The sequence below is a fragment of the Rossellomorea sp. GAMAL-10_SWC genome (assembly GCF_049568075.1).
Classification (GTDB): domain Bacteria; phylum Bacillota; class Bacilli; order Bacillales; family Bacillaceae_G; genus Gottfriedia.
The window spans coordinates 4,428,219-4,447,615 of sequence record NZ_CP144911.1; the positions used below are offsets into that span (position 1 = coordinate 4,428,219).

Annotated in this window: 15 protein-coding genes; 13 read left to right on the top strand and 2 right to left on the bottom strand. The window is 34.3% G+C overall.

All coding sequences use genetic code 11. The features are described 5' to 3' along the window. Window positions 1-175 precede the first annotated feature (175 nt). Window positions 176-1,471, top strand: coding sequence for a nucleobase:cation symporter-2 family protein (locus V5E38_RS21495; protein WP_499211378.1), 1,296 nt, complete (start codon window positions 176-178; stop codon window positions 1,469-1,471). A 40-nt stretch (window positions 1,472-1,511) separates the two neighbouring features. On the opposite strand, the gene V5E38_RS21500 is transcribed toward V5E38_RS21495, so the two are convergent. Further along, on the bottom strand, window positions 1,512-2,489 hold the full coding sequence (locus tag V5E38_RS21500) for an O-antigen ligase family protein (protein ID WP_499211379.1): 978 nt from the start codon (window positions 2,487-2,489) through the stop codon (window positions 1,512-1,514). Between the two features lie 737 nt (window positions 2,490-3,226). Between V5E38_RS21500 and murQ the strand changes: the two genes are divergently transcribed. Together murQ and V5E38_RS21510 are read left to right on the top strand one after the other, a co-directional pair. After that, a complete protein-coding gene (gene murQ / locus V5E38_RS21505) occupies window positions 3,227-4,117 on the top strand; it encodes an N-acetylmuramic acid 6-phosphate etherase (RefSeq protein ID WP_098565828.1) in 891 nt (296 codons plus the stop codon). A 21-nt stretch (window positions 4,118-4,138) separates the two neighbouring features. Beyond that, entirely contained in the window at window positions 4,139-5,551 is a 1,413-nt protein-coding gene (locus tag V5E38_RS21510; protein ID WP_499211380.1) for a PTS N-acetylmuramic acid transporter subunit IIBC, read from the top strand. Window positions 5,552-5,608: 57 nt separating this feature from the next. On the opposite strand, the gene V5E38_RS21515 is transcribed toward V5E38_RS21510, so the two are convergent. Then, on the bottom strand, window positions 5,609-6,520 hold the full coding sequence (locus V5E38_RS21515; RefSeq protein WP_499211381.1) for a Gfo/Idh/MocA family protein: 912 nt from the start codon (window positions 6,518-6,520) through the stop codon (window positions 5,609-5,611). 451 nt (window positions 6,521-6,971) lie between these two features. On the opposite strand from V5E38_RS21515, the gene V5E38_RS21520 reads away from it, so the two are divergent. The 10 genes from V5E38_RS21520 (at window position 6,972) to xylB (ending at window position 19,390) form a co-directional block, all read left to right on the top strand. After that, on the top strand, window positions 6,972-8,654 hold the full coding sequence (locus V5E38_RS21520; RefSeq protein ID WP_499211382.1) for a long-chain fatty acid--CoA ligase: 1,683 nt from the start codon (window positions 6,972-6,974) through the stop codon (window positions 8,652-8,654). Between the two features lie 333 nt (window positions 8,655-8,987). Beyond that, on the top strand, window positions 8,988-10,664 hold the full coding sequence (locus V5E38_RS21525; protein WP_499213623.1) for a sensor histidine kinase: 1,677 nt from the start codon (window positions 8,988-8,990) through the stop codon (window positions 10,662-10,664). Window position 10,665: 1 nt separating this feature from the next. Beyond that, window positions 10,666-11,460 carry a response regulator transcription factor gene (locus V5E38_RS21530; protein WP_499211383.1) on the top strand — a complete coding sequence of 265 codons (795 nt, stop codon included), beginning with the start codon at window positions 10,666-10,668 and terminating at the stop codon, window positions 11,458-11,460. Between the two features lie 94 nt (window positions 11,461-11,554). Further along, the gene (locus tag V5E38_RS21535) at window positions 11,555-12,862 is read left to right on the top strand and encodes a type 2 periplasmic-binding domain-containing protein (protein WP_499211384.1); all 1,308 of its coding nucleotides are present in this window, start codon (window positions 11,555-11,557) and stop codon (window positions 12,860-12,862) included. 85 nt (window positions 12,863-12,947) lie between these two features. Next, window positions 12,948-13,823 carry a carbohydrate ABC transporter permease gene (locus V5E38_RS21540; RefSeq protein ID WP_499211385.1) on the top strand — a complete coding sequence of 292 codons (876 nt, stop codon included), beginning with the start codon at window positions 12,948-12,950 and terminating at the stop codon, window positions 13,821-13,823. Window positions 13,824-13,925: 102 nt separating this feature from the next. Further along, window positions 13,926-14,741 carry a carbohydrate ABC transporter permease gene (locus tag V5E38_RS21545; RefSeq protein ID WP_499213624.1) on the top strand — a complete coding sequence of 272 codons (816 nt, stop codon included), beginning with the start codon at window positions 13,926-13,928 and terminating at the stop codon, window positions 14,739-14,741. A gap of 46 nt (window positions 14,742-14,787) precedes the next feature. Continuing rightward, window positions 14,788-15,423, top strand: a complete 636-nt coding sequence (locus tag V5E38_RS21550; RefSeq protein ID WP_499211386.1) for a YesL family protein — start codon at window positions 14,788-14,790, stop codon at window positions 15,421-15,423. Window positions 15,424-15,455: 32 nt separating this feature from the next. Beyond that, window positions 15,456-16,427 (top strand): aldose 1-epimerase, encoded by a 972-nt coding sequence (locus tag V5E38_RS21555; RefSeq protein WP_499211387.1) that lies wholly within the window; start codon window positions 15,456-15,458, stop codon window positions 16,425-16,427. Window positions 16,428-16,460: 33 nt separating this feature from the next. Further along, the gene (gene xylA, locus V5E38_RS21560; protein WP_499211388.1) at window positions 16,461-17,795 is read left to right on the top strand and encodes a xylose isomerase; all 1,335 of its coding nucleotides are present in this window, start codon (window positions 16,461-16,463) and stop codon (window positions 17,793-17,795) included. Between the two features lie 95 nt (window positions 17,796-17,890). Further along, complete coding sequence (gene xylB, locus V5E38_RS21565; protein WP_499211389.1) at window positions 17,891-19,390, top strand: xylulokinase; 1,500 nt, start codon at window positions 17,891-17,893, stop codon at window positions 19,388-19,390. The last annotated feature ends 7 nt before the right edge of the window (window positions 19,391-19,397 follow it).

The window sequence follows — 19,397 nt, forward strand, 5'->3', positions numbered from 1 at the left end:
CCGAGCGATGTGGGCACTACACGTGCTACACCATTAGGGATAAAAACCCAGAAGGACAGGTTTCACTTGAGAGAAACATACTCAAGTGGAACCTGTCCTTTTTTGTTTTATAAAGAGTAATAACTGTACGCAATCAATTTTGATAAATTCAGCAATGACAAGGGAGAGAATCAGATTGTTAAGTAAACAAAAAGCATTTACATTAGGTTTTCAACACGTCATGGCTATGTATGCAGGTGCAGTTGTTGTACCCCTTATAATAGGTGGCGCACTTAAACTTACGCCAACTCAGATCGCTTATCTAATAGCAGCAGATTTATTTACTTGCGGTATCGCAACAATCCTGCAAAGCATGGGGACTAAATACATTGGTAGCAGATTGCCAGTCGTTTTAGGATGTACCTTTACAGCGGTAGGTCCGATTATTGCAATTGCATCATCTTCTAACTTACCAACAGCATACGGTGCAATCATTATTTCTGGGATCTTTGTAATATTAGCTGCTCCTTTTTATGGCAAGCTTTTAAAATTTTTCCCTACAATTGTTACAGGATCAGTTGTAACGATAATTGGACTTTCTTTAATTCCAGTAGCTATGAATAATGCAGCAGGTGGACAAGGGAGTTCAGACTTCGGTCAAGTACACAATTTATTACTTGCCCTTCTTACACTTATCGTAATTTTAGTCGTTAACAGATGGGCTAAAGGATTTTTACGTACAATTTCCGTACTTGTTGGTTTGGTTGTAGGAACAATTGCCGGCTATGCAATGGGAATCGTTCACTTTTCAAGCGTATCAGAAGCATCGTGGTTTAGTATCGCTCAACCATTCTATTTCGGGACACCAAAAATCAGTATTACAGCAATTATCACAATGATCATCGTATGTATTGTTAGTATGGTTGAATCAACTGGAGTCTATTTCGCAGTCGGAAAAGCGATTAACCAAAAGGTTAAACAGGATCAAATCGTAAATGGATTGCGTTCAGAAGGTCTTGCAATTATGCTTGGTGGTATTTTTAATGCATTTCCGTACACAGCATTTTCACAAAATGTTGGTTTAATTTCACTTACAAAAGTTAAATCTAGGGAAGTTATTTATGCTGCGGGAAGTATCATGGTTGTTCTTGGATTATTACCTAAACTAGCAGCTTTAACGACTGTTATTCCAAATGCTGTTCTTGGAGGCGCAATGATTGTTATGTTCGGATCTGTCGCAGCTGCCGGGATATCAATTCTTTCAGAAGTCGATTTAGGTAAAGGAGAAAACCTATTAATCGCAGCATGTAGTATAGCGGTAGGCTTAGGTTCAGCTACCCTTCCACAAATGTTCGACCAACTACCTGACTTTTTAAAAATGTTAATGCAAAATGGAATTGTGACAGGTTCATTAACTGCAATTATTTTAAATTTATTCTTAACAAAACAAGATGTAGCAGTAGAAGTGCAAGTTACGAAAAAAATATCATAAGCTAACAAAAAGAGACCCCTAACTAGTCATAGGGGTCTTTTTAGTACTTGTTACTAATAAACTTCGATTTTAAATAATGCAAAATCATGTACGAACTGACAACTAACCTTGCCGTGCTCCCATAAACGCTTATAAATTTGCCTTGAATTGCTGAAATCTCGATATTAAATTGCATACGTTTTGAATATCGATCCCAACACCCAAGCAGTATGACTGTGAGGAAACCGATTTGTGGAGAGAACACCGGCTCATCAAATACACCCGTAAACAAAATAATTGGTAGGCCGAGTAAAAAACTGTTGAAAAAACATTTTTTGCTGCGCTCAAAAAAGAATAAGTGAATGCATTTTACAATATTTATACTAATTAATGTTATAAAAGCCAATCCTCCTAATGTTCCGTATTCCGCAAACATACCCAGCAGTAAATTATGTGCATGGGGGATGAAATGACCATATTGTATGACATATTCTTGACCAAATCCGATTGGTGTCACACCAAAGAATGGGTGATTTTGCCATATAGTATATGCGTTTTTCCAAATGTCCAACCTTTTATGCCCTGCTTGAATAACTGAATCGGCCCTTGGCATTATATAGAGCAACCATTTCGAAAAGAATAGTCCGATGATTGTACAAACAAAGAAAAAGATTCGATTAAGTCGGAAGATAAAAAGTAAATAAATCAAAATCATCGTCGCAAAGCCAGCTCTTGAACCCGTAAGATAAATTCCATAACTAAGTAGAAGTTGGATCGGAAGCTGCCACGCAAAGTTAATAAAGTGTTTTCTCTCTAAACTAGAAAGTAGACTGGCAAAGAGAAAGGAAATAGCGATTAATAAAATAAATACAGTAAAATTGGGATTATATGCACAACCAATTAGGCGGTTAAAATTCTTAGGTTCCACTTCTCCAAAAAGTACTGTTCCTAATAAATAACCAACAATTTTAGGAAAAACAAACCATCTAGATATCCATCCAATTACACAACTATATACTCCTCCAAAGATTATAATCATGCGAAATCTCTGAAATAATTGACCTTTCTCAGTTACTAAAATCCTACAATAGATTCCCCAGTAACCAAGAATCATGATATTAACCAATAAAAATAATATATTTCTAAATAAAAGGGTAGCACCAATAGAAGATATAAGTAGGCATAAGAAAAAGTACGAACTAAACGAATAAATAAACCGTTTATTAATAAACCATTGAGTATAGAGTGTACGAAGCCCAATGATCAATAGCAATGAAATACCTACTGGAGGTATGAGAAAGCAGAGAAGTGCGCTTTTCTCCACTAACGAGAAATTTTTATAAAACTGTATAAACTTTTTCATTGTATACCCCTAGTTAAGTGACATAAATATCCTTAATCATATGGAGGATGTTGTCTTCTCATCTTTAAAATAAATTGTATTTTAGTTAAGTTGTCATCAAATTAACAAACATATTTTAAATACATAGGTTTAAAATACCACAAGAGTTTATTAATTATGTTTTGAAATTGTAAATTGAGCTTAAACTTTTTTGCTAGACAAATTAATGTATAGATTATAAATTTATGCATCTTTTAAAAGAAAAATTGTTTGTGGTGGTTTGATGAATATGACATTTATTTGAACAAAAATACGATTTAATAATATGAAATTTCTTCCTTATGAATTTAAGTGTTGAAATTTTATTTCAAAGATAGTTATAATATATATGAAATTAAATTTATTTTTAAAAAATTACTTGAGGTGAAGCAAACATGCTTGAGAATTTAACAACCGAAACAAGAAATGAAAAAACAATGAATTTAGATGAAATGTCTATAGAAGAATTTTTAACCGTAATGAACGAAGAGGATGCTAAAGTTGCCGCGGCCGTTCGAAATGAAATTCCTAATATTTCTAAAGCTGTTGAAAAAATTGTAACTGCTTTCAAAAGTGGGGGTCGCTTGATTTATATAGGAGCAGGCACAAGTGGCCGCATAGGACTTTTAGACGCAGTTGAATGTCCTCCTACATTTGGAACAAGTCCAGAAGAGGTAGTAGGGTTAATTGCAGGTGGAGAAAAAGCTTTTATTAAAGCAGTTGAAGGCGCTGAGGATAGCGAAGAACTTGCAATTGAAGATTTAAAGGAAATTAAGTTAAGTAAAAATGATATTGTAGTCGGGATTGCAGCAAGTGGTCGTACACCTTATGTCATTGGTGGATTAAAATACGCTAAAGAAATTGGTGCTTCTACTGTAGCGGTTAGCTGTAACAAGGGTTCAAAGATTGGTCAAGAGGCAGAAATAGCAATTGAAGTTGTTAATGGACCTGAAGTATTAACTGGTTCAACTAGATTAAAGGCAGGTACTTCTCAAAAGTTAGTATGCAATATGTTATCTACAGCATCAATGGTTGGTATTGGAAAAGTATACGGCAACCTAATGGTTGATGTTCAATCAACAAATGAAAAACTAGTTGAGCGTTCAAAGCGTATTGTAATGGAAGCAACTTCTTGTACGTATGAAATTGCAGAAGAGTATTTAACGAAGTCGAATCAAAGTCCAAAAGTAGCAATCGTTATGATTCTTACTGGGTTTAGTTATGAGCAAGCAATTGAGCAATTGAAAAAATCAGAAGGATTTGTTCGAAAAGCAATACAAAAATAAATATTGTTGGGGGAGTAGAAGATGGATAAATATCAAAGATTAGCTTCTGAAATCGCTGATGCAATCGGCGGTACTGATAATGTAGTTTCATTTACAAACTGTATGACAAGACTTCGTGTTAATGTTGCTGATCGTGATTTAATCAATGAAGATCAAGTTAAAAAAATTAACGGAGTTTTGGGAACTGTTGATGACGAGACTTATCAAATCATTTTAGGTCCTGGTACAGTAACTAAAGTTGCAGAACAATTTGGTCATCTGAAAAACAGCTCATCAGGAAAACAAGTTACTTCATCAGCGGCTTTAAATGAAAAAGGTTCAGATCTTAAAGCCGAATTAAAAAAGAAAAATAACACACCTTTTAAAAATTTCTTACGAAAAGTCGGTAATATCTTTATTCCATTAATTCCAGCATTCGTTGGTGCAGGTTTAATTGCTGGTATTGCTTCGATTCTATCAAACAATATTACTGCTCAAAACCTAGATGCAGCAACTTGGTCACAATATGTTACAGTTTTAAATGTAATTAAAAACGCAATTTTTGGTTATTTAGCAATTTATGTTGGTATTAACGCAGCGAAGGAATTTGGGGCGACACCATCCCTTGGTGGAGTGATTGGTGGGGTAACACTTTTAAATGGTATGCTTCCGGATCAACCAATTAAAAATATCTTTAATGGTGATCCATTAGCTCCAGGTCAAGGTGGTATTATTGGAGTACTACTTGCAGTCTATTTATTATCAATTTTAGAAAAACAATTACGTAAAGTTATTCCAGATTCGATAGATATTATAATCACGCCTATGATTGCTTTATTAGTAGTAGGTTTGCTTACAATTTTCTTCATCATGCCATTCGCAGGATTTATTTCTGATAACTTAATTGGCTCAATTAACTGGATTATTGCAAAAGGCGGTATTTTAGCAGGATTTATTTTAGGTATGGGATTCTTGCCATTAGTAATGTTAGGTTTGCATCAAGTTTTAACACCAATTCATATCGAATTAATTAATACAACTGGTGCGACTGAATTATTACCAATGCTTGCAATGGCAGGTGCTGGACAAGTTGGAGCAGCATTAGCTTTATGGTTACGTTGCAAAAAGAATAAATCATTATCAAATATGATTAAAGGTGCTCTTCCAGTAGGTATTTTAGGTATTGGTGAACCATTAATTTACGGTGTTACATTACCTCTTGGTCGTCCATTTATCACTGCATGTATCGGTGGTGGTATAGGAGGTGCAGTAATTGGAATGTTTGGTAATGTTGGAGCGATTGCAATTGGTCCTTCAGGCTTAGCGTTAGTTCCACTTATTGCACACGGAATGTGGCTTAAATATGTGATCGGATTACTTGCTGGTTATGCCGGTGGTTTCGTCCTAACGTATTTATTCGGTACTCCAAAGGATGCAATGGCTGAACAAGAATAAATAATAAATAAAACCCGAATAATTAGACCTCTCAAGTCTATTATTCGGTTTTTTTATTTAATATACATTAGAATCAATATACTGAACGATTCTTTCACAAATTTCATGAGTGATTAAGGAATCATTTATTGAAGGGTCTGGGGTTTTATTCTGTTCTATACAGTCAAGAAAGTGATCAACAATTTGGTAAAACCCACGTTTATATAGTGTTGGTTCCCAATCACCAAATTTTGTAATATTGATTTCTTTATTATGATAATGGGTTGTTTCGACTAAACTACTCACTACATATTTATTTTGTGGTGTCATATATTCAATAATTTCTTCCGTTACACCGTTGTTTCTGTTCATCATTCCAATTGCCGTGCATCCCTCACCTATAAGTTGAATGATTAGGTGATCGAGCATATTATCTTTTTTTAAGAAATTGACTTTTAAATCAACTACATTAGTGGACATTAAATACCTAAGTGTATCCACCACATGAATAAAATCCTCTACAACAAATCTTCTAGTATATTCAGGAAAGTTAAATCTATTTTTTTGCATGATTATTAAGCTGGCCTTTCCATGCATGGTAAGCTCTTTTACTCTAGGGGTAAACCGTCTATTAAATCCAACCATCGCTATTTTTCCTTGTTCTCTAGCTAGATTTACAATTTGTTCAGTCTCTTTGAAATTCATTGAAATAGGTTTATCAATATATACATTTATACCATTTAATAATAACTTTTTCGTTATCATATAATGAGCTTCCGTGGCAGTACTAACAAATGCTGCATCAATATTCTTTTCTAACAATTCATCTACTGTATTAACCGTTTCATTGATTCGATATTTGTTTGATAAATGGTCTAGTGTCTCATTACTTCTTGTACATAGCACCAACTCGATCTTTTCTTTTTCAGAAAGAACAGGTAGATAGGCCTTCGCAGCTATATCTCCTAAACCGATTATTCCAATTCTCATATACTAACACCTCACTTGTTATTAATTGAAACATAGAAAAGCCGTAAAGTAAGTAATTGTATGTAATTTTACTTAAAAAATTTTCGCTACTCAAAACAAATACCTAGGTTAAATCAAATTGTTTTTTAAATTTTCAAAAAACTATTTATTCATTTAAGCTTTTCCATTATAATAAGGTCTAAAGTTGATTTTTATAATGATTTACTATTCCATTTTTCCTTTCCACACTAAACTTAGCAATTGCCCCATTTTGCAATTTACATTCAATTAATTTCAAAGATACTATTTTAAACGAATAATTTGTAAGTGTTTTCTGGTAGAGAGATATTCATTAATTAGGCAATGTATATGAATAATTGCCCTAAATCTTTTATGCTTTCATACATACAAGAACGAGCAGTCAGTATTAAAACTTAATATAAAAAAGGTTCATAAGCGAAAGGGGAAAATTATGAGTACTTCACATTTTGCGTATTGGCCAAAAAGGGTTTCTAAATCTTTGACTTTACCTGAGACAACCCTTTATGATAATTTAGTCGTTTCGGCAAAAAGGTATCCAAATAAAACTGCAATCGAGTATTATGGCGCTTCAAAAACGTACAAGCAGCTTCTTGAAGAGGTTGATCATTTAGCAGGTTATCTTGAGCATAGGTTAGAAATATCCCCTGGTGAACGTGTAATGCTTTATATGCAAAACTCACCCCAATATGTTATCGCCTTTTATGCAATATTAAGAGTAAGAGGAATTGTAGTACCAATTAACCCGATGAACACCACAGATGACCTTGAATTTTACATAAATGATTGTGAAATTAAAACCGCAATCATTGGCCAAGAACTATCCCCTCAAATTGAATCTTTACAAGCTACGACTGGATTAGAGAATTTAGTAGTTGCAGTTTACTCTGAATACTTACCAACCATTCCTTTAGTTTCCGATTTAACGGCTGAAATAACTGAATCAAAGAAAATCTATCCAAACGAAAATTTATTTTATTGGGAGGATGCAATACAAACACAGCTCACCCCATCACTATATGAAGGTAACTCAGATGATGTTGCGGTCCTTCCATATACTTCAGGAACAACCGGTTTACCAAAAGGCTGTATTCACACACATAAAACAGTACAAGCAAATGTAGTAGGATCTGCCGTTTGGATGAATATTTCTGCAAATGCCGTTAGCTTTTCAACTTTACCCCTATTCCACGTAACAGGAATGGTTCATGGCATGCATACACCGATTCTTACTGGTTCAAGTATGGTATTGCTAACAAGATGGAATCGAAACCATGCATGCAAACTGATTGAAAATTATCAATGTACCCATTGGGTAAATATTAGTACAATGTTAATCGACTTTTTAGCAAATCCAAATTTAAATACAGATGACATTAAGTCTCTTGTAAATATTGCAGGTGGTGGGGCTCCTCTTCCAGAAGCAGTAGGAGAGCAGTTATTCCAATTAACAGGGTTAAAGTTCGTAGAAGGGTATGGATTATCCGAAACAATTGCACAGACACATTTTAATCCGCCAGATCGACCAAAACTACAATGTCTTGGAATTCCATCATTTGACGTAGACGCCAGAATTATCGAGCCGGTAACATTGAAAAAGTTAGGTGTTGGTGAAGTTGGTGAGATTGTTGTTAATGGGCCACAAGTATTTAAAGGCTACTTTAACCGACATGAAGAAACAAATGACGCCTTTATTGAAATAGACGGGAAACAATTTTTCCGTACAGGAGATATTGGTCGGTTTGATGATGAAGGCTACTATTTTATCGTTGATCGTGTTAAAAGGATGATTAACGCGTCAGGCTTTAAAGTTTGGCCAACCGAAGTGGAAAACCTACTCTATAAACATCCGGCCATTGAACAAGCTTGTGTTGTTAGTAAGCCTGATGAAAAAAGGGGCGAAACAGTAAAGGCATATGTGATCCTAAATCCTATTTATTCAGGCAAAGTAAGTGAGGATGACATTATCGATTGGTCAAAAGAGCATATGGCTAACTATAAATATCCGAGATACGTCGAATTTATTGATAAATTACCAACTACTGCAAGTGGGAAAATTTTATGGCGAACTCTTCAGGAGGCAGAATGGAGTAAAGTTGAACAAGTTAATGAGTGAGAAAAGTCAAAAGTTCAGGGAAGGGGTAAATAAATAGTAACTAAATGAAAAGGGGAGCCTCGACATCATATGTTTAGGTTCCTCTTTTTTGTGTTGATTTTTTATTTAAACTAATTACAATTATCCCAATATTGCCCTTAAACTACCTGGTAGTTATTACTAGACAGGTGTTTTTAATATTCAGACTAATAATAAATATAGTATGATAATTTTTAAAGAAAACCCTTACACTAACTTACTACTGAAAAGGTGATTACAATCGTCAAATTTAGATTACGGTTAAGAAAATTAAACACTTTACGAAATCAAATATTGGGTGTCTTCTTGATTGTTATGGTGATTGTTTTATCCATTGTATCCATTATGGTATATAACCAAGTTGGAACTTTAATGAAAGATACAACAGAAAAGCAAATCAAACAAACGGCTATTGAAGCAAATGGAAGAATGGAAACCTTGTATAAGCAAATTGACACTTTATCAAATCAATTAATGACCAACGAGACGGTTCAACAAATATTACTCGGATTGAAAAACGGAGAAAGTGTTGATTTTGCAAAAAGACAATCACTAATTAGAGTCATAAATAACTTTTTAGCTTACTCAAATGGAATCTCTTCTTTTGAGCTATATTCTTCAGAAGGTAATCGTATTTTTCCATTTGGTGATAAAAATTTATCTAGTGTAATCGATGAAAAATGGGTAAAGGAAGCAGAAGCCGAGAAAGGAAGATTAGTATGGGTAGGGAAAGATCCTAAAAATAGTAACTATTCTTATGCGATAAGAAGGGTTAGTTTAATGGATCGTTGGTTTTCAAATGGAGGATATTTAGTCGTAAGAATACTTAATAGTTATTTTCAGGTTGAAGAAAGTAATTTATCTCCTGGAGAGAAGGACTATATGATGCTGCTTGATAGGGATTTAACTCCGATAACGGATAACTACGGCATTGATATTCAAAAGTTTTTATTAGAAGGATACGAATCGATAAAAGTAAATAAAAAACAATATATGATTGTTACGCAACCATCTACAAAAACGGGCTGGACACTTGTTATTTTAAAACCTACAAGCTTTTTAAATGAGCGGGTAACACCGGTGAGAAAAGCGACCCTATTATCTGGTGCGATTGGATTGATCATTTTTGTTATATCATCAATTATTCTAGCAACAATGATCACAAGACCGATAAAGAAACTTACAATTACAATGAAGAACGCGAAAATGGACGAGTTGAAAATTAACAAGGAAAGCGCAGCTTCATTAGAAATTATTGAATTAAATAGAACGTATAACCAGATGGTAGAAAATACGAATCATTTAATACAGGTCGTTTATGAAAAAGAATTACTTCGTAGTCAAACGGAGTTGAAGGCACTACAAGCCCAAATCGATCCGCACTTCCTTTATAATACGCTAAATGCACTTTACTGGTCTTTAGATGATCGAGGTGAGGAGGACTTAGCAGAAATAGTGATTGCAATGTCGGGATTATTTCGCTATACAATCGGCAATGCAAACAGTAGTGAATGGGTAACTATACAAGCTGCTCTCGACCAAATTGAACGATATTTACAGATTATGAAAATGAGATTAGGAGAACGGTTTTTTTGGGAGATATCTGTTGAGCCAAATCTATTGGCTATTAAAATACCTAAACTGCTAATCCAACCTTTAGTTGAGAACGCCATTATGCATGGTATTGAAAGTAGTCGAGAACAAGGGATTGTTTTAGTGAAGATTAAAAGGATTAATGACTCATCTAATTTATTAGTGACTGTTAAGGACAATGGACCGGGGATTAATAGAGAAGCTCTTAATGCCCTTAATCTAGCAATTAAAAATGATAATATATCATCCTTTAAAGGAATGGGAATGGCGCTTACGAATGTAAATAAAAGAATCAAATTATATTACGAAAGATATGATTTAGGTGGCCTTCGTTTAGAAAGTGAGATCGGTAAAGGTACAACTGTATTATTCGAAGTTCCAGACAAAGGTGGAGAATAATTTGGATACAAAAACGATTCTAATTGTTGATGATGAACAAGCGACTAGACAAGGTTTAAAAAAAACATTAGAGAAATGGTCAAACGGTAAATTTGAAATTCTTAGTGCAGCAAATGGTCAAGAAACAGTTGAACAGATGAGCAGAACAAAAATTCATCTATTAGTAACTGATATTTGTATGCCTGAAATGAATGGTTTAGAGCTTCTAAAAAACCTAAAGGATAAAGGACATAGGTTTGTTTCAATCATAATTTCTGGACACCCTGACTTTGAATATGCCCAGGAGGCTATTTGTCTAGGAGTTGTAAATTACTTATTAAAACCAGTAAGTAAACAAAAATTAATTGAAGCTATTGAGCAAGCGCTTGAAAAGGAAGCAAATATTGAACGGATTGAATATATGGAAAAAGTGACTGATCAGAAATTATTAAAACTAGATCAAGTTAATAACCGCTCTAACTCAATTAACGGAGCAAAGACCTTTATTAATGAAAATATAAGAAATCAAATTTCCTTAAAGGATGTAGCAGAAGCGGTACATCTAAATGCGAGCTATTTTAGTGTGTTATTTAAAGAGCAAGTGGGATTAACATTTAGTGAGTACTTGACTAGAAAGAGATTACAAATTGCAAAAAATCGCCTACTGACAACAGATTTGCAAATTGAAGAAATTGCACTAGAAGTAGGCTATCAGACAGCTAAATATTTCATTAAGATCTTTAAGGATTACGAGGGTATTACCCCTAGTAAATTTAGAAAAGTATCGGAACTTGATGATTCACTAATCCAAAAATAGTGGAATTTTATCCAATCGTGGTTACCTTACCGCGTTTTTTTTTTAGTGCTAGAATTTACTTGTAACGAAAAATTCAAAAAAATGGGGGTTAGACATGTTTAAGAAAGCGTCTTCATTAATGTTAGCAGTAGTTCTTATTCTAATGGTTGCTTTAACTGGCTGTGGTAAATCTAATAACGCGTCAACTGAAAGCGGTTCCAAAAAAGTGATCAAGTTTATGCACCTTTGGCCAGCTGGAAGTTCTAAGCAACAAAACTTAATTGTATCTGACATTATTAAACAATATGAGGCTGAACATAAGGATGTAAAAATTGAAGTAGAAGTTCTTGAAAATGAGCAATACAAGAATAAGATTAAAGTTCTTTCATCTTCTAATGAACTTCCAGATGTTGGGTTTACGTGGGCAGCAGGATATATGAAACCATTTGTGAAAGGTGGCCTTTTTGCTGATTTAGATGATGTGTTAAATAACGGATTAAAAGATTCTTTTGTAAGCGGAACAACAGAAGCATATGCAATCGATGGAAAAACATATGGTTTACCACTAGAACTAAACATCGCTCCAATTTATTACAATAAAGCAATCTTTGAAAAATATAACCTTCAAGTACCACAAACTTATAGCGAATTCCAAAACGTTGTTAAAACACTTGCTAAAAATGGAGTTGCTCCAATCGCTTTAGGAAATAAAGATCGTTGGACAGGTTCACTTTGGTATATGTATTTGGCAGACAGAATTGGTGGAGCTGATGTACTTAATAAAGCAATTAACCGTACAGGAACATTCGAAGATCCTGCACTTGTATCAGCGGCATCAGAGGTTCAAAACCTAGTTAAAGAAAATGCGTTTAATAAAGGATTTAATGGATTATCGAATGATGAGGGTAAATCTGAATTCTTAAATGGAAATGCAGCTATGTATTTAATGGGAACATGGGAGCTTCCAAACTTTACGACAAACGAAGAAATTCCAAAAGATTTCCGTGATAATGTAGGTTTCTTTAAATTCCCAACTTATGAAGGTGGAAAAGGAAATATTAACAGCTGGGTTGGTGGCCCAGGAGTAGGTTTATTCGTAGCAGAGCATTCAAAAGTGAAAGCTGAAGCTAAAGACTTTGTTAAATTCTTTGTAGAGAAGTGGGGAGAGCAATCTGTTGAAAAAGCGGGTGTAATTCCAGCGACTAAGGTTGATACTTCAAAAGTAAATTTACCACCATTATATATTGATGTGTTAAATGAATTAAATAAAGCTAGCAACTTAACATTATTTGCTGATGTTCAAATGAGTGCTTCTGTAGCAGAAACTCACTTAAACTTAATCCAATCTTTATTTGGAAATGAAGTAAAACCAAAAGACTTTGCTAAACAACATGAAGAGGCTTTAAAGGCAGAAGATAAATAAATTCTGATGTACAAAAGTAAAGGGCATATGGATTCATTATAATATGCCCTTGATTTTTAAACATAGGGGAAGGAGTTGAATCGAAGTGAATAAAGCTATGTCAAATAAAAAAATAATCGCCTTGTATATTACACCAGCTCTTTTTCTGATCCTTGCTTTGATTTACGTTCCAATCGTACAAACTGGATACTTTGGCTTAATGAAATGGAATGGAATTGGGGAAAAGGAGTTCATAGGTTTAAAGAATTACTCCCACTTATTACATGATCCTCTATTTTGGAAAAGTGCTTTCCACTCCTTTTTATTAGCAATATTTTCGGCAGTTAGTTTAATTGGTTACTTGTTCATCTCATTTATACTAGCAGGAAAAATTAAAGGTGCAGACCTTCTTAGAAAAATATATCTAATTCCAATGCTACTTGCTTCTGTTGCAATTGCTCAGCTTTGGCTTAAAATTTATCATCCTACTAACGGTATTCTAAATAGCTTACTTGTTTCTCTAGGAGTTCATAATCCACCAGCCTGGTTAGCCGAAACAAACTTAGCATTATATGCGATTATTATTCCAATTATTTGGCAGTACGCCGGTTTTTATATTTTGATTTACTATGCAGCTCTTAAAAATATACCAGACTCTCTAATCGAGGCTGCAAGAATCGATGGGGCAACACCAATTCAAATCGCATTAAAAATAAAATTACCATTAATCATGAATGTTGTGAAAGTAACGATTGTTCTTGCCGTCGTTGGGTCACTTAAATACTTTGATTTAATTTATGTTATGACAGGTGGGGGTCCTAATGGTTCAAGTGAAGTAATGGCTTCCTATATGTATCAAAAAGCATTCAAAGGTTTTGATTTTGGATATGCAAGTGCAATTGGATTTTTCTTATTAGTTATTTGTTTAGTAGTTACTTGGATTATTCGTAAGTTTACTGAAGCAAATAATGACATTTACTAAAAGAAAGGGGGATTTTAAGTGGATACGGTAAGAGCTACAGGACCCCAAGCCATTGTAACTGAAAAGAAAACTGACCGTAGCAAGAATAGTGTTTTTAGTAAAATTGCTTACGGATTTATGTATCTTTTCCTTATAATCGTAGCGATTTTTCAATTATTTCCGATCATATGGCTATTTCTTTTTTCATTAAAAAATAACCAAGAAGTTTTCAATATGTCACCTTTTTCTTTACCTGAAAGCCCAAAGTGGGGGAATTATACGAAAGTTTGGACTGAGGGAAACATTAGTCAATATTTCTTTAACAGTGTAACTTATACAATCGCTTCCGTTATTTTAACGGTTGTATTAGCAAGTATGGTAACCTTCGCAATTACGAGAATGAATTGGAAAGCAAGTAAATGGGTATTGGGATTATTTATGGTAGGTTTAATGATTCCTGTCCATTCTACATTGATTCCTTTATTTAATACTTTTACAAAAATAAATTTAATTGATAATCCACTCTCGGTAATCCTTACGTACACAGCTTTTAACTTGCCAATTACGATCATGATTTTAATTGGTTTTTATGAAGCTCTACCTAGAGAGGTAGAAGAAGCAGCGATTATGGACGGGGCATCAATTAACCATATCTTTTTTAAGATTACTTTACCAATGACATCACCAGTAATTGCTACAGCGGCAATTATTAATATGATTTACAACTGGAATGAGTTTGTCTTCGTTAATACATTTATTAGTTCAGATCAATTTAAAACACTCACGGTTGGTATTCAAAATTTTATTGGGCAGTATACGACTGATTGGGGAGCAATTGGAGCTACGTTAGTTATTAGTATTCTACCAATCCTAATTGCCTTCCTTATATTAAGTAATCGAATTGTAGAAGGAATTGCTTCTGGGTCAGTAAAAGGTTAAATACATTAGATAAGCTTTATATGAATTTGTAAAGGAGGGTGATTAAATGATATTCGGAAAAACAATGGGTAAATTGTTTACGCTATGTGAGTGGGTTATGAAATTAGCATATGTCAATCTACTATGGTTCCTCTTTACAATTGGAGGACTAGTCATATTTGGTTTTTTCCCTGCTACAGTAGCCCTTTTTACAATTGTTCGTAAATGGATCGTAAAAGAAACGGATCTCCCGATTTGGAGAACATTTCTAACTGTTTTCCTGAAGGAATTTAAACCTTCCAATAAACTTGGTTTTGTATTCATTTGTAGTGGCATCTTCCTAGCGTTTGATGCATTTTACATACGAACGATTGAAGGGATGCTCCAATTTATTTTAATCATTCCTTTATTAATCGTTGCAGTAGTTTATTTAATGGTTTTCCTTTATATTTTCCCACTATATGTAAATTACGAATTTAAACTAAAAGACTATTTTAAAAATGCATTCTTTTTAAGTGTTTTTCATTTTCACATTACTTTACTAATGCTAGTTAGTCTAATCGCTATACTATTTCTGTTGCTGTATCAGCCAGGGCTAATTCCATTCTTTAGTGTCGTGTCAATTGCTTGGATTTTCATGTTCTGTGGTATGTATAGCTTTAATCGAATAGACCAAAGACAAGGTAAGATTAGTAAAGTCTAAGTGTAGAAATTATGACAGAACGGGGAATCTAGATGAATACTTATGCTGAGGAAATCTCTTTTTTAAATGAACCAGCGATTAAAGCAGGTAATAGTGAATTGGAGATTATCATTATTCCCGGATGGGGGTCAAACTTGATTTCTTTGGTTCATAAAAAATCAAATACAGAGCTTTTAAGGGTGCCTAACTCAACCGAGGAGTATTTGAATAACCCAGTTCTTTACGGTACCCCAATCCTGTTCCCGCCAAATCGTATCGATCAAGGTAAGTTTCGATTTGGCAAAAGAACGTATCAATTTGAAATTAATGAAATGGACAAGCAGAACCACATTCATGGTTTTGTTCACACAAGGGAGTGGAATATCTCGAGTGTAGAAGTTAATGAGCAAACGGTGAAAATTATTACTGAGTTTGATTCAAGTAAGCACGAAGATGTAATGGCTCAATTCCCGCATCACTTTGTAATTAGGATGAGCTTTATTCTAAATGATAACTTATTCGCTAAAAGAGCAGAAATTATTAATAAAAGTAATGAAGTTTTACCGTTTGGCTTTGGATATCATACTAGTTTCGTATTCCCAGAAGAAACTTCAATCTTCAAGCTTCCAGTCGATAAACGTTGGAAACTAAATGATCGATTTTTACCAACGGGGGAATTAGAAAATATTGAGTACAAATATGAGTTGAGTGAAGGAATGAGCCTGTACGGGCTAGAGTTAGATGATGTTTTTCTATCTAACCCCAATAACAGTAGTCTACAGACGGCACAAATAACGAACAAATTAGCAGGAATTGAGATTAATTATACTGTTGACCAAAGTTTTAAGCATTGGGTTGTTTATAACAAAGATGGGAGAAGCGGCTTTTTATGCCCCGAGCCCTACACGTGGGTAACTAACGCTCCTAATCTTGAAGTAAGTGGAGAACTGACTGGCTTACAAGGAATTGAGCCAGATGATATGAAAGTATTGCGCACTTGGATTGTCATTTCACATAAGTCATAAAATACAAAACTACTATTTTAGGAGGAATTAAACATGAGTTACTTTACTAATATTAACAAAATTAAATTCGAAGGTCCTAAATCAAAAAATCCATTTTCATTTAAATATTATGATCCTCAAAGAATAATTAATGGTCAAAAAATGGAGGATTTACTTCGTTTTTCAGTTGCTTACTGGCATACATTTACTGCAGATGGTTCAGATCCATTTGGAGCAGGTACAATGCAACGTCCTTGGAACCACTTAACGGGAATGGATCTTGCAAAAGCACGTGTAGAAGCGTCATTTGAGTTCTATGAAAAGTTGGATGTTCCTTTCTTCTGCTTCCATGATTCAGATGTTGCCCCTGAAGGAAATACATTAGGCGAAACGTATAAAAACTTAGATGTCATTGTAGAAATGATAAAAGAATATATGAAAACAAGTAAAACAAAATTGCTTTGGAATACGGCGAATATGTTTACTCATCCTCGCTATGTAAATGGAGCTGCTACTTCTAATAACGCGGACGTATTTGCATATTCAGCTGCAAAAGTGAAAAAAGGATTAGAAATTGCAAAAGAGCTTGGTGCAATTAACTATGTATTCTGGGGTGGGCGTGAAGGTTATGACACGCTAATGAATACAGATATGAAGCTTGAACAAGACAATCTTGCGCGTTTCTTCCATATGGCTGTAGATTACGCAAAAGAAATCGGATTCGATGGTCAGTTCTTAATCGAACCAAAACCAAAAGAACCAACGAAGCATCAATATGACTTTGATGTGGCAACTGGACTAGCGTTCTTACAAGCAAATGGTTTAGAGAAACAGTTTAAATTCAACATAGAAGCGAATCATGCAACACTTGCTGGTCATACATTTGAGCATGAATTACGCGTTGCTCGAATTAATGGAATGCTTGGTTCAGTTGATGCAAACCAAGGTGATAAGTTAATTGGTTGGGATACAGATGAGTTCCCTACAGATCTTTACTCTACTACGTTAGCAATGTATGAAATCTTAAAAAATGGTGGCTTAGGAAAAGGCGGCCTGAACTTTGATGCAAAAGTAAGAAGGGGATCATTTGATGTAGAAGATTTATTCCATGCACATATAGCTGGAATGGATAGCTTTGCAATTGGCACATTAGTAGCTAATAAACTAATTGAAGATAAAGTATTTGAAAGCTTTATTGAAGATCGTTATAGCAGCTTCACTTATGGTATTGGTAAAGAAATCGTAGAGAATAAAGCAAGTTTCCATACACTTGAAGCATATGCATTAAATTTAGGTGATATCCAAAATAAATCAGGTCGTGAAGAACGTCTTAAATCAGTGCTAAACCAATATTTATTAGAAGCGATTGCTGAATTCGCAATAGTTTAAAAATCTTTTGACCATAAAATGTGCTGGAAAACTCATTATTTCCAGCACATTTTTCTCATACGATTCGCTCAAAAAAAAATAAAAGGATGATTGTTATGAAATATGTAGTAGGAATTGACCTTGGTACAAGTGCTGTAAAAATTTTGTTAGTTAATCAGTCCGGAGTAGTATGCCAAGAAGTATCTCGTGCCTATCCATTAATACAAGAGAAATCCGGATATAGTGAACAAAATCCAGAAGAATGGGTTGAAAAAACCATCGATGGACTTGCCGAACTAGTTAGAGAATTTGATGGTCATCCGAATGATATACAAGGGATTAGCTTCTCAGGTCAAATGCATGGTCTAGTGCTATTGAATAAAGAAAATGAAAACCTTCGTAATGCAATTTTATGGAATGACACAAGAACGACTAAGCAATGTGAAAAGATCAATGAAATAGTAGGCAAAGAACGTTTACTGGAAATAACGAAAAATCCAGCACTTGAAGGATTTACTCTACCGAAGCTTTTATGGGTAAAGGAATTTGAACCGGAGATTTATCATCAGGCAGCAGGGTTTTTATTACCTAAAGACTATCTTCGTTATCGTCTGACTGGAGAAATTCATACTGAATACTCGGATGCTGCTGGAACATTACTTTTAAACGTAAAAGATAAGCAGTGGAGTGAAGAATTATGTACAAAATTCGATATTCCTTTTGATCTTTGCCCACCAATTGTCGAGTCTCAGACTTGCGTTGGAACTATTACAAAAGAGGTTTCTAATTTGACAGGACTTAGTCGTGAAGTGAAAGTATTTGCAGGCGGAGCCGACAATGCATGTGGCGCAATCGGCTCAGGTATTTTAAAAGAAGGCAATACGCTATGTAGTATTGGTACTTCAGGAGTTGTTCTTTCTTATGAAGAGCATGGAGAACACGACTTCAAAGGTAAAGTTCATTATTTTAACCATAGTAAAGAAAATGCTTTCTATTCAATGGGTGTAACGCTAGCCGCAGGATTTTCATTAAACTGGTTTAAGGATACCTTTGCTGAGGGTGTGAATTTCGAACAACTATTAGATGATGTTGATACTGTTTCAATTGGATCAAATGGTTTAATGTTTACTCCGTATTTGGTTGGTGAAAGAACACCACATGCGGATTCAGTTATTAGAGGATGTTTTATCGGCATGGATGCAGCACATAAGAGAAGTGATTTTTCGAGGGCTGTCATGGAAGGTATTACTTTTTCATTGAATGAGTCAATTGAAATTTTCCGAAATAATGGTAAAAAGATTGATTCGATTATTTCAATTGGTGGCGGTGCTAAAAATCCTATTTGGCTTCAAATGCAAGCAGATATTTTTAATGCGACAATTATTAAGCTTTCAAGCGAGCAAGGTCCAGGGATGGGTGCGGCGATGATTGCTGCATATGGATGTAATTGGTTTGAATCATTAGAGGCTTGTGCCGAAGAGTTCATAAAGCCAATCACTTCATATAAACCAGTTAGTGAAAATGTTAAACAATATGAGAAGCTTTATTCAATTTATAAGCAAGTATATTCCAACACGAAGGGATTAAATAGAATGTTATCTGAATTTAGAAAGTAGTATAAGA

What these genes read in the sequence shown, in the direction of transcription:
- V5E38_RS21500 (WP_499211379.1), bottom strand. Translation starts at nt 2,489, where the DNA reads ATGATTATAATCTTTGGAGGAGTATATAGTTGTGTAATTGGATGGATA.
- murQ (WP_098565828.1), top strand. Translation starts at nt 3,227, where the DNA reads ATGCTTGAGAATTTAACAACCGAAACAAGAAATGAAAAAACAATGAAT.
- V5E38_RS21510 (WP_499211380.1), top strand. Translation starts at nt 4,139, where the DNA reads ATGGATAAATATCAAAGATTAGCTTCTGAAATCGCTGATGCAATCGGC.
- V5E38_RS21515 (WP_499211381.1), bottom strand. Translation starts at nt 6,520, where the DNA reads ATGAGAATTGGAATAATCGGTTTAGGAGATATAGCTGCGAAGGCCTAT.
- V5E38_RS21520 (WP_499211382.1), top strand. Translation starts at nt 6,972, where the DNA reads ATGAGTACTTCACATTTTGCGTATTGGCCAAAAAGGGTTTCTAAATCT.
- V5E38_RS21525 (WP_499213623.1), top strand. Translation starts at nt 8,988, where the DNA reads ATGGTGATTGTTTTATCCATTGTATCCATTATGGTATATAACCAAGTT.
- V5E38_RS21535 (WP_499211384.1), top strand. Translation starts at nt 11,555, where the DNA reads ATGTTTAAGAAAGCGTCTTCATTAATGTTAGCAGTAGTTCTTATTCTA.
- V5E38_RS21550 (WP_499211386.1), top strand. Translation starts at nt 14,788, where the DNA reads ATGATATTCGGAAAAACAATGGGTAAATTGTTTACGCTATGTGAGTGG.
- V5E38_RS21555 (WP_499211387.1), top strand. Translation starts at nt 15,456, where the DNA reads ATGAATACTTATGCTGAGGAAATCTCTTTTTTAAATGAACCAGCGATT.
- xylA (WP_499211388.1), top strand. Translation starts at nt 16,461, where the DNA reads ATGAGTTACTTTACTAATATTAACAAAATTAAATTCGAAGGTCCTAAA.
- xylB (WP_499211389.1), top strand. Translation starts at nt 17,891, where the DNA reads ATGAAATATGTAGTAGGAATTGACCTTGGTACAAGTGCTGTAAAAATT.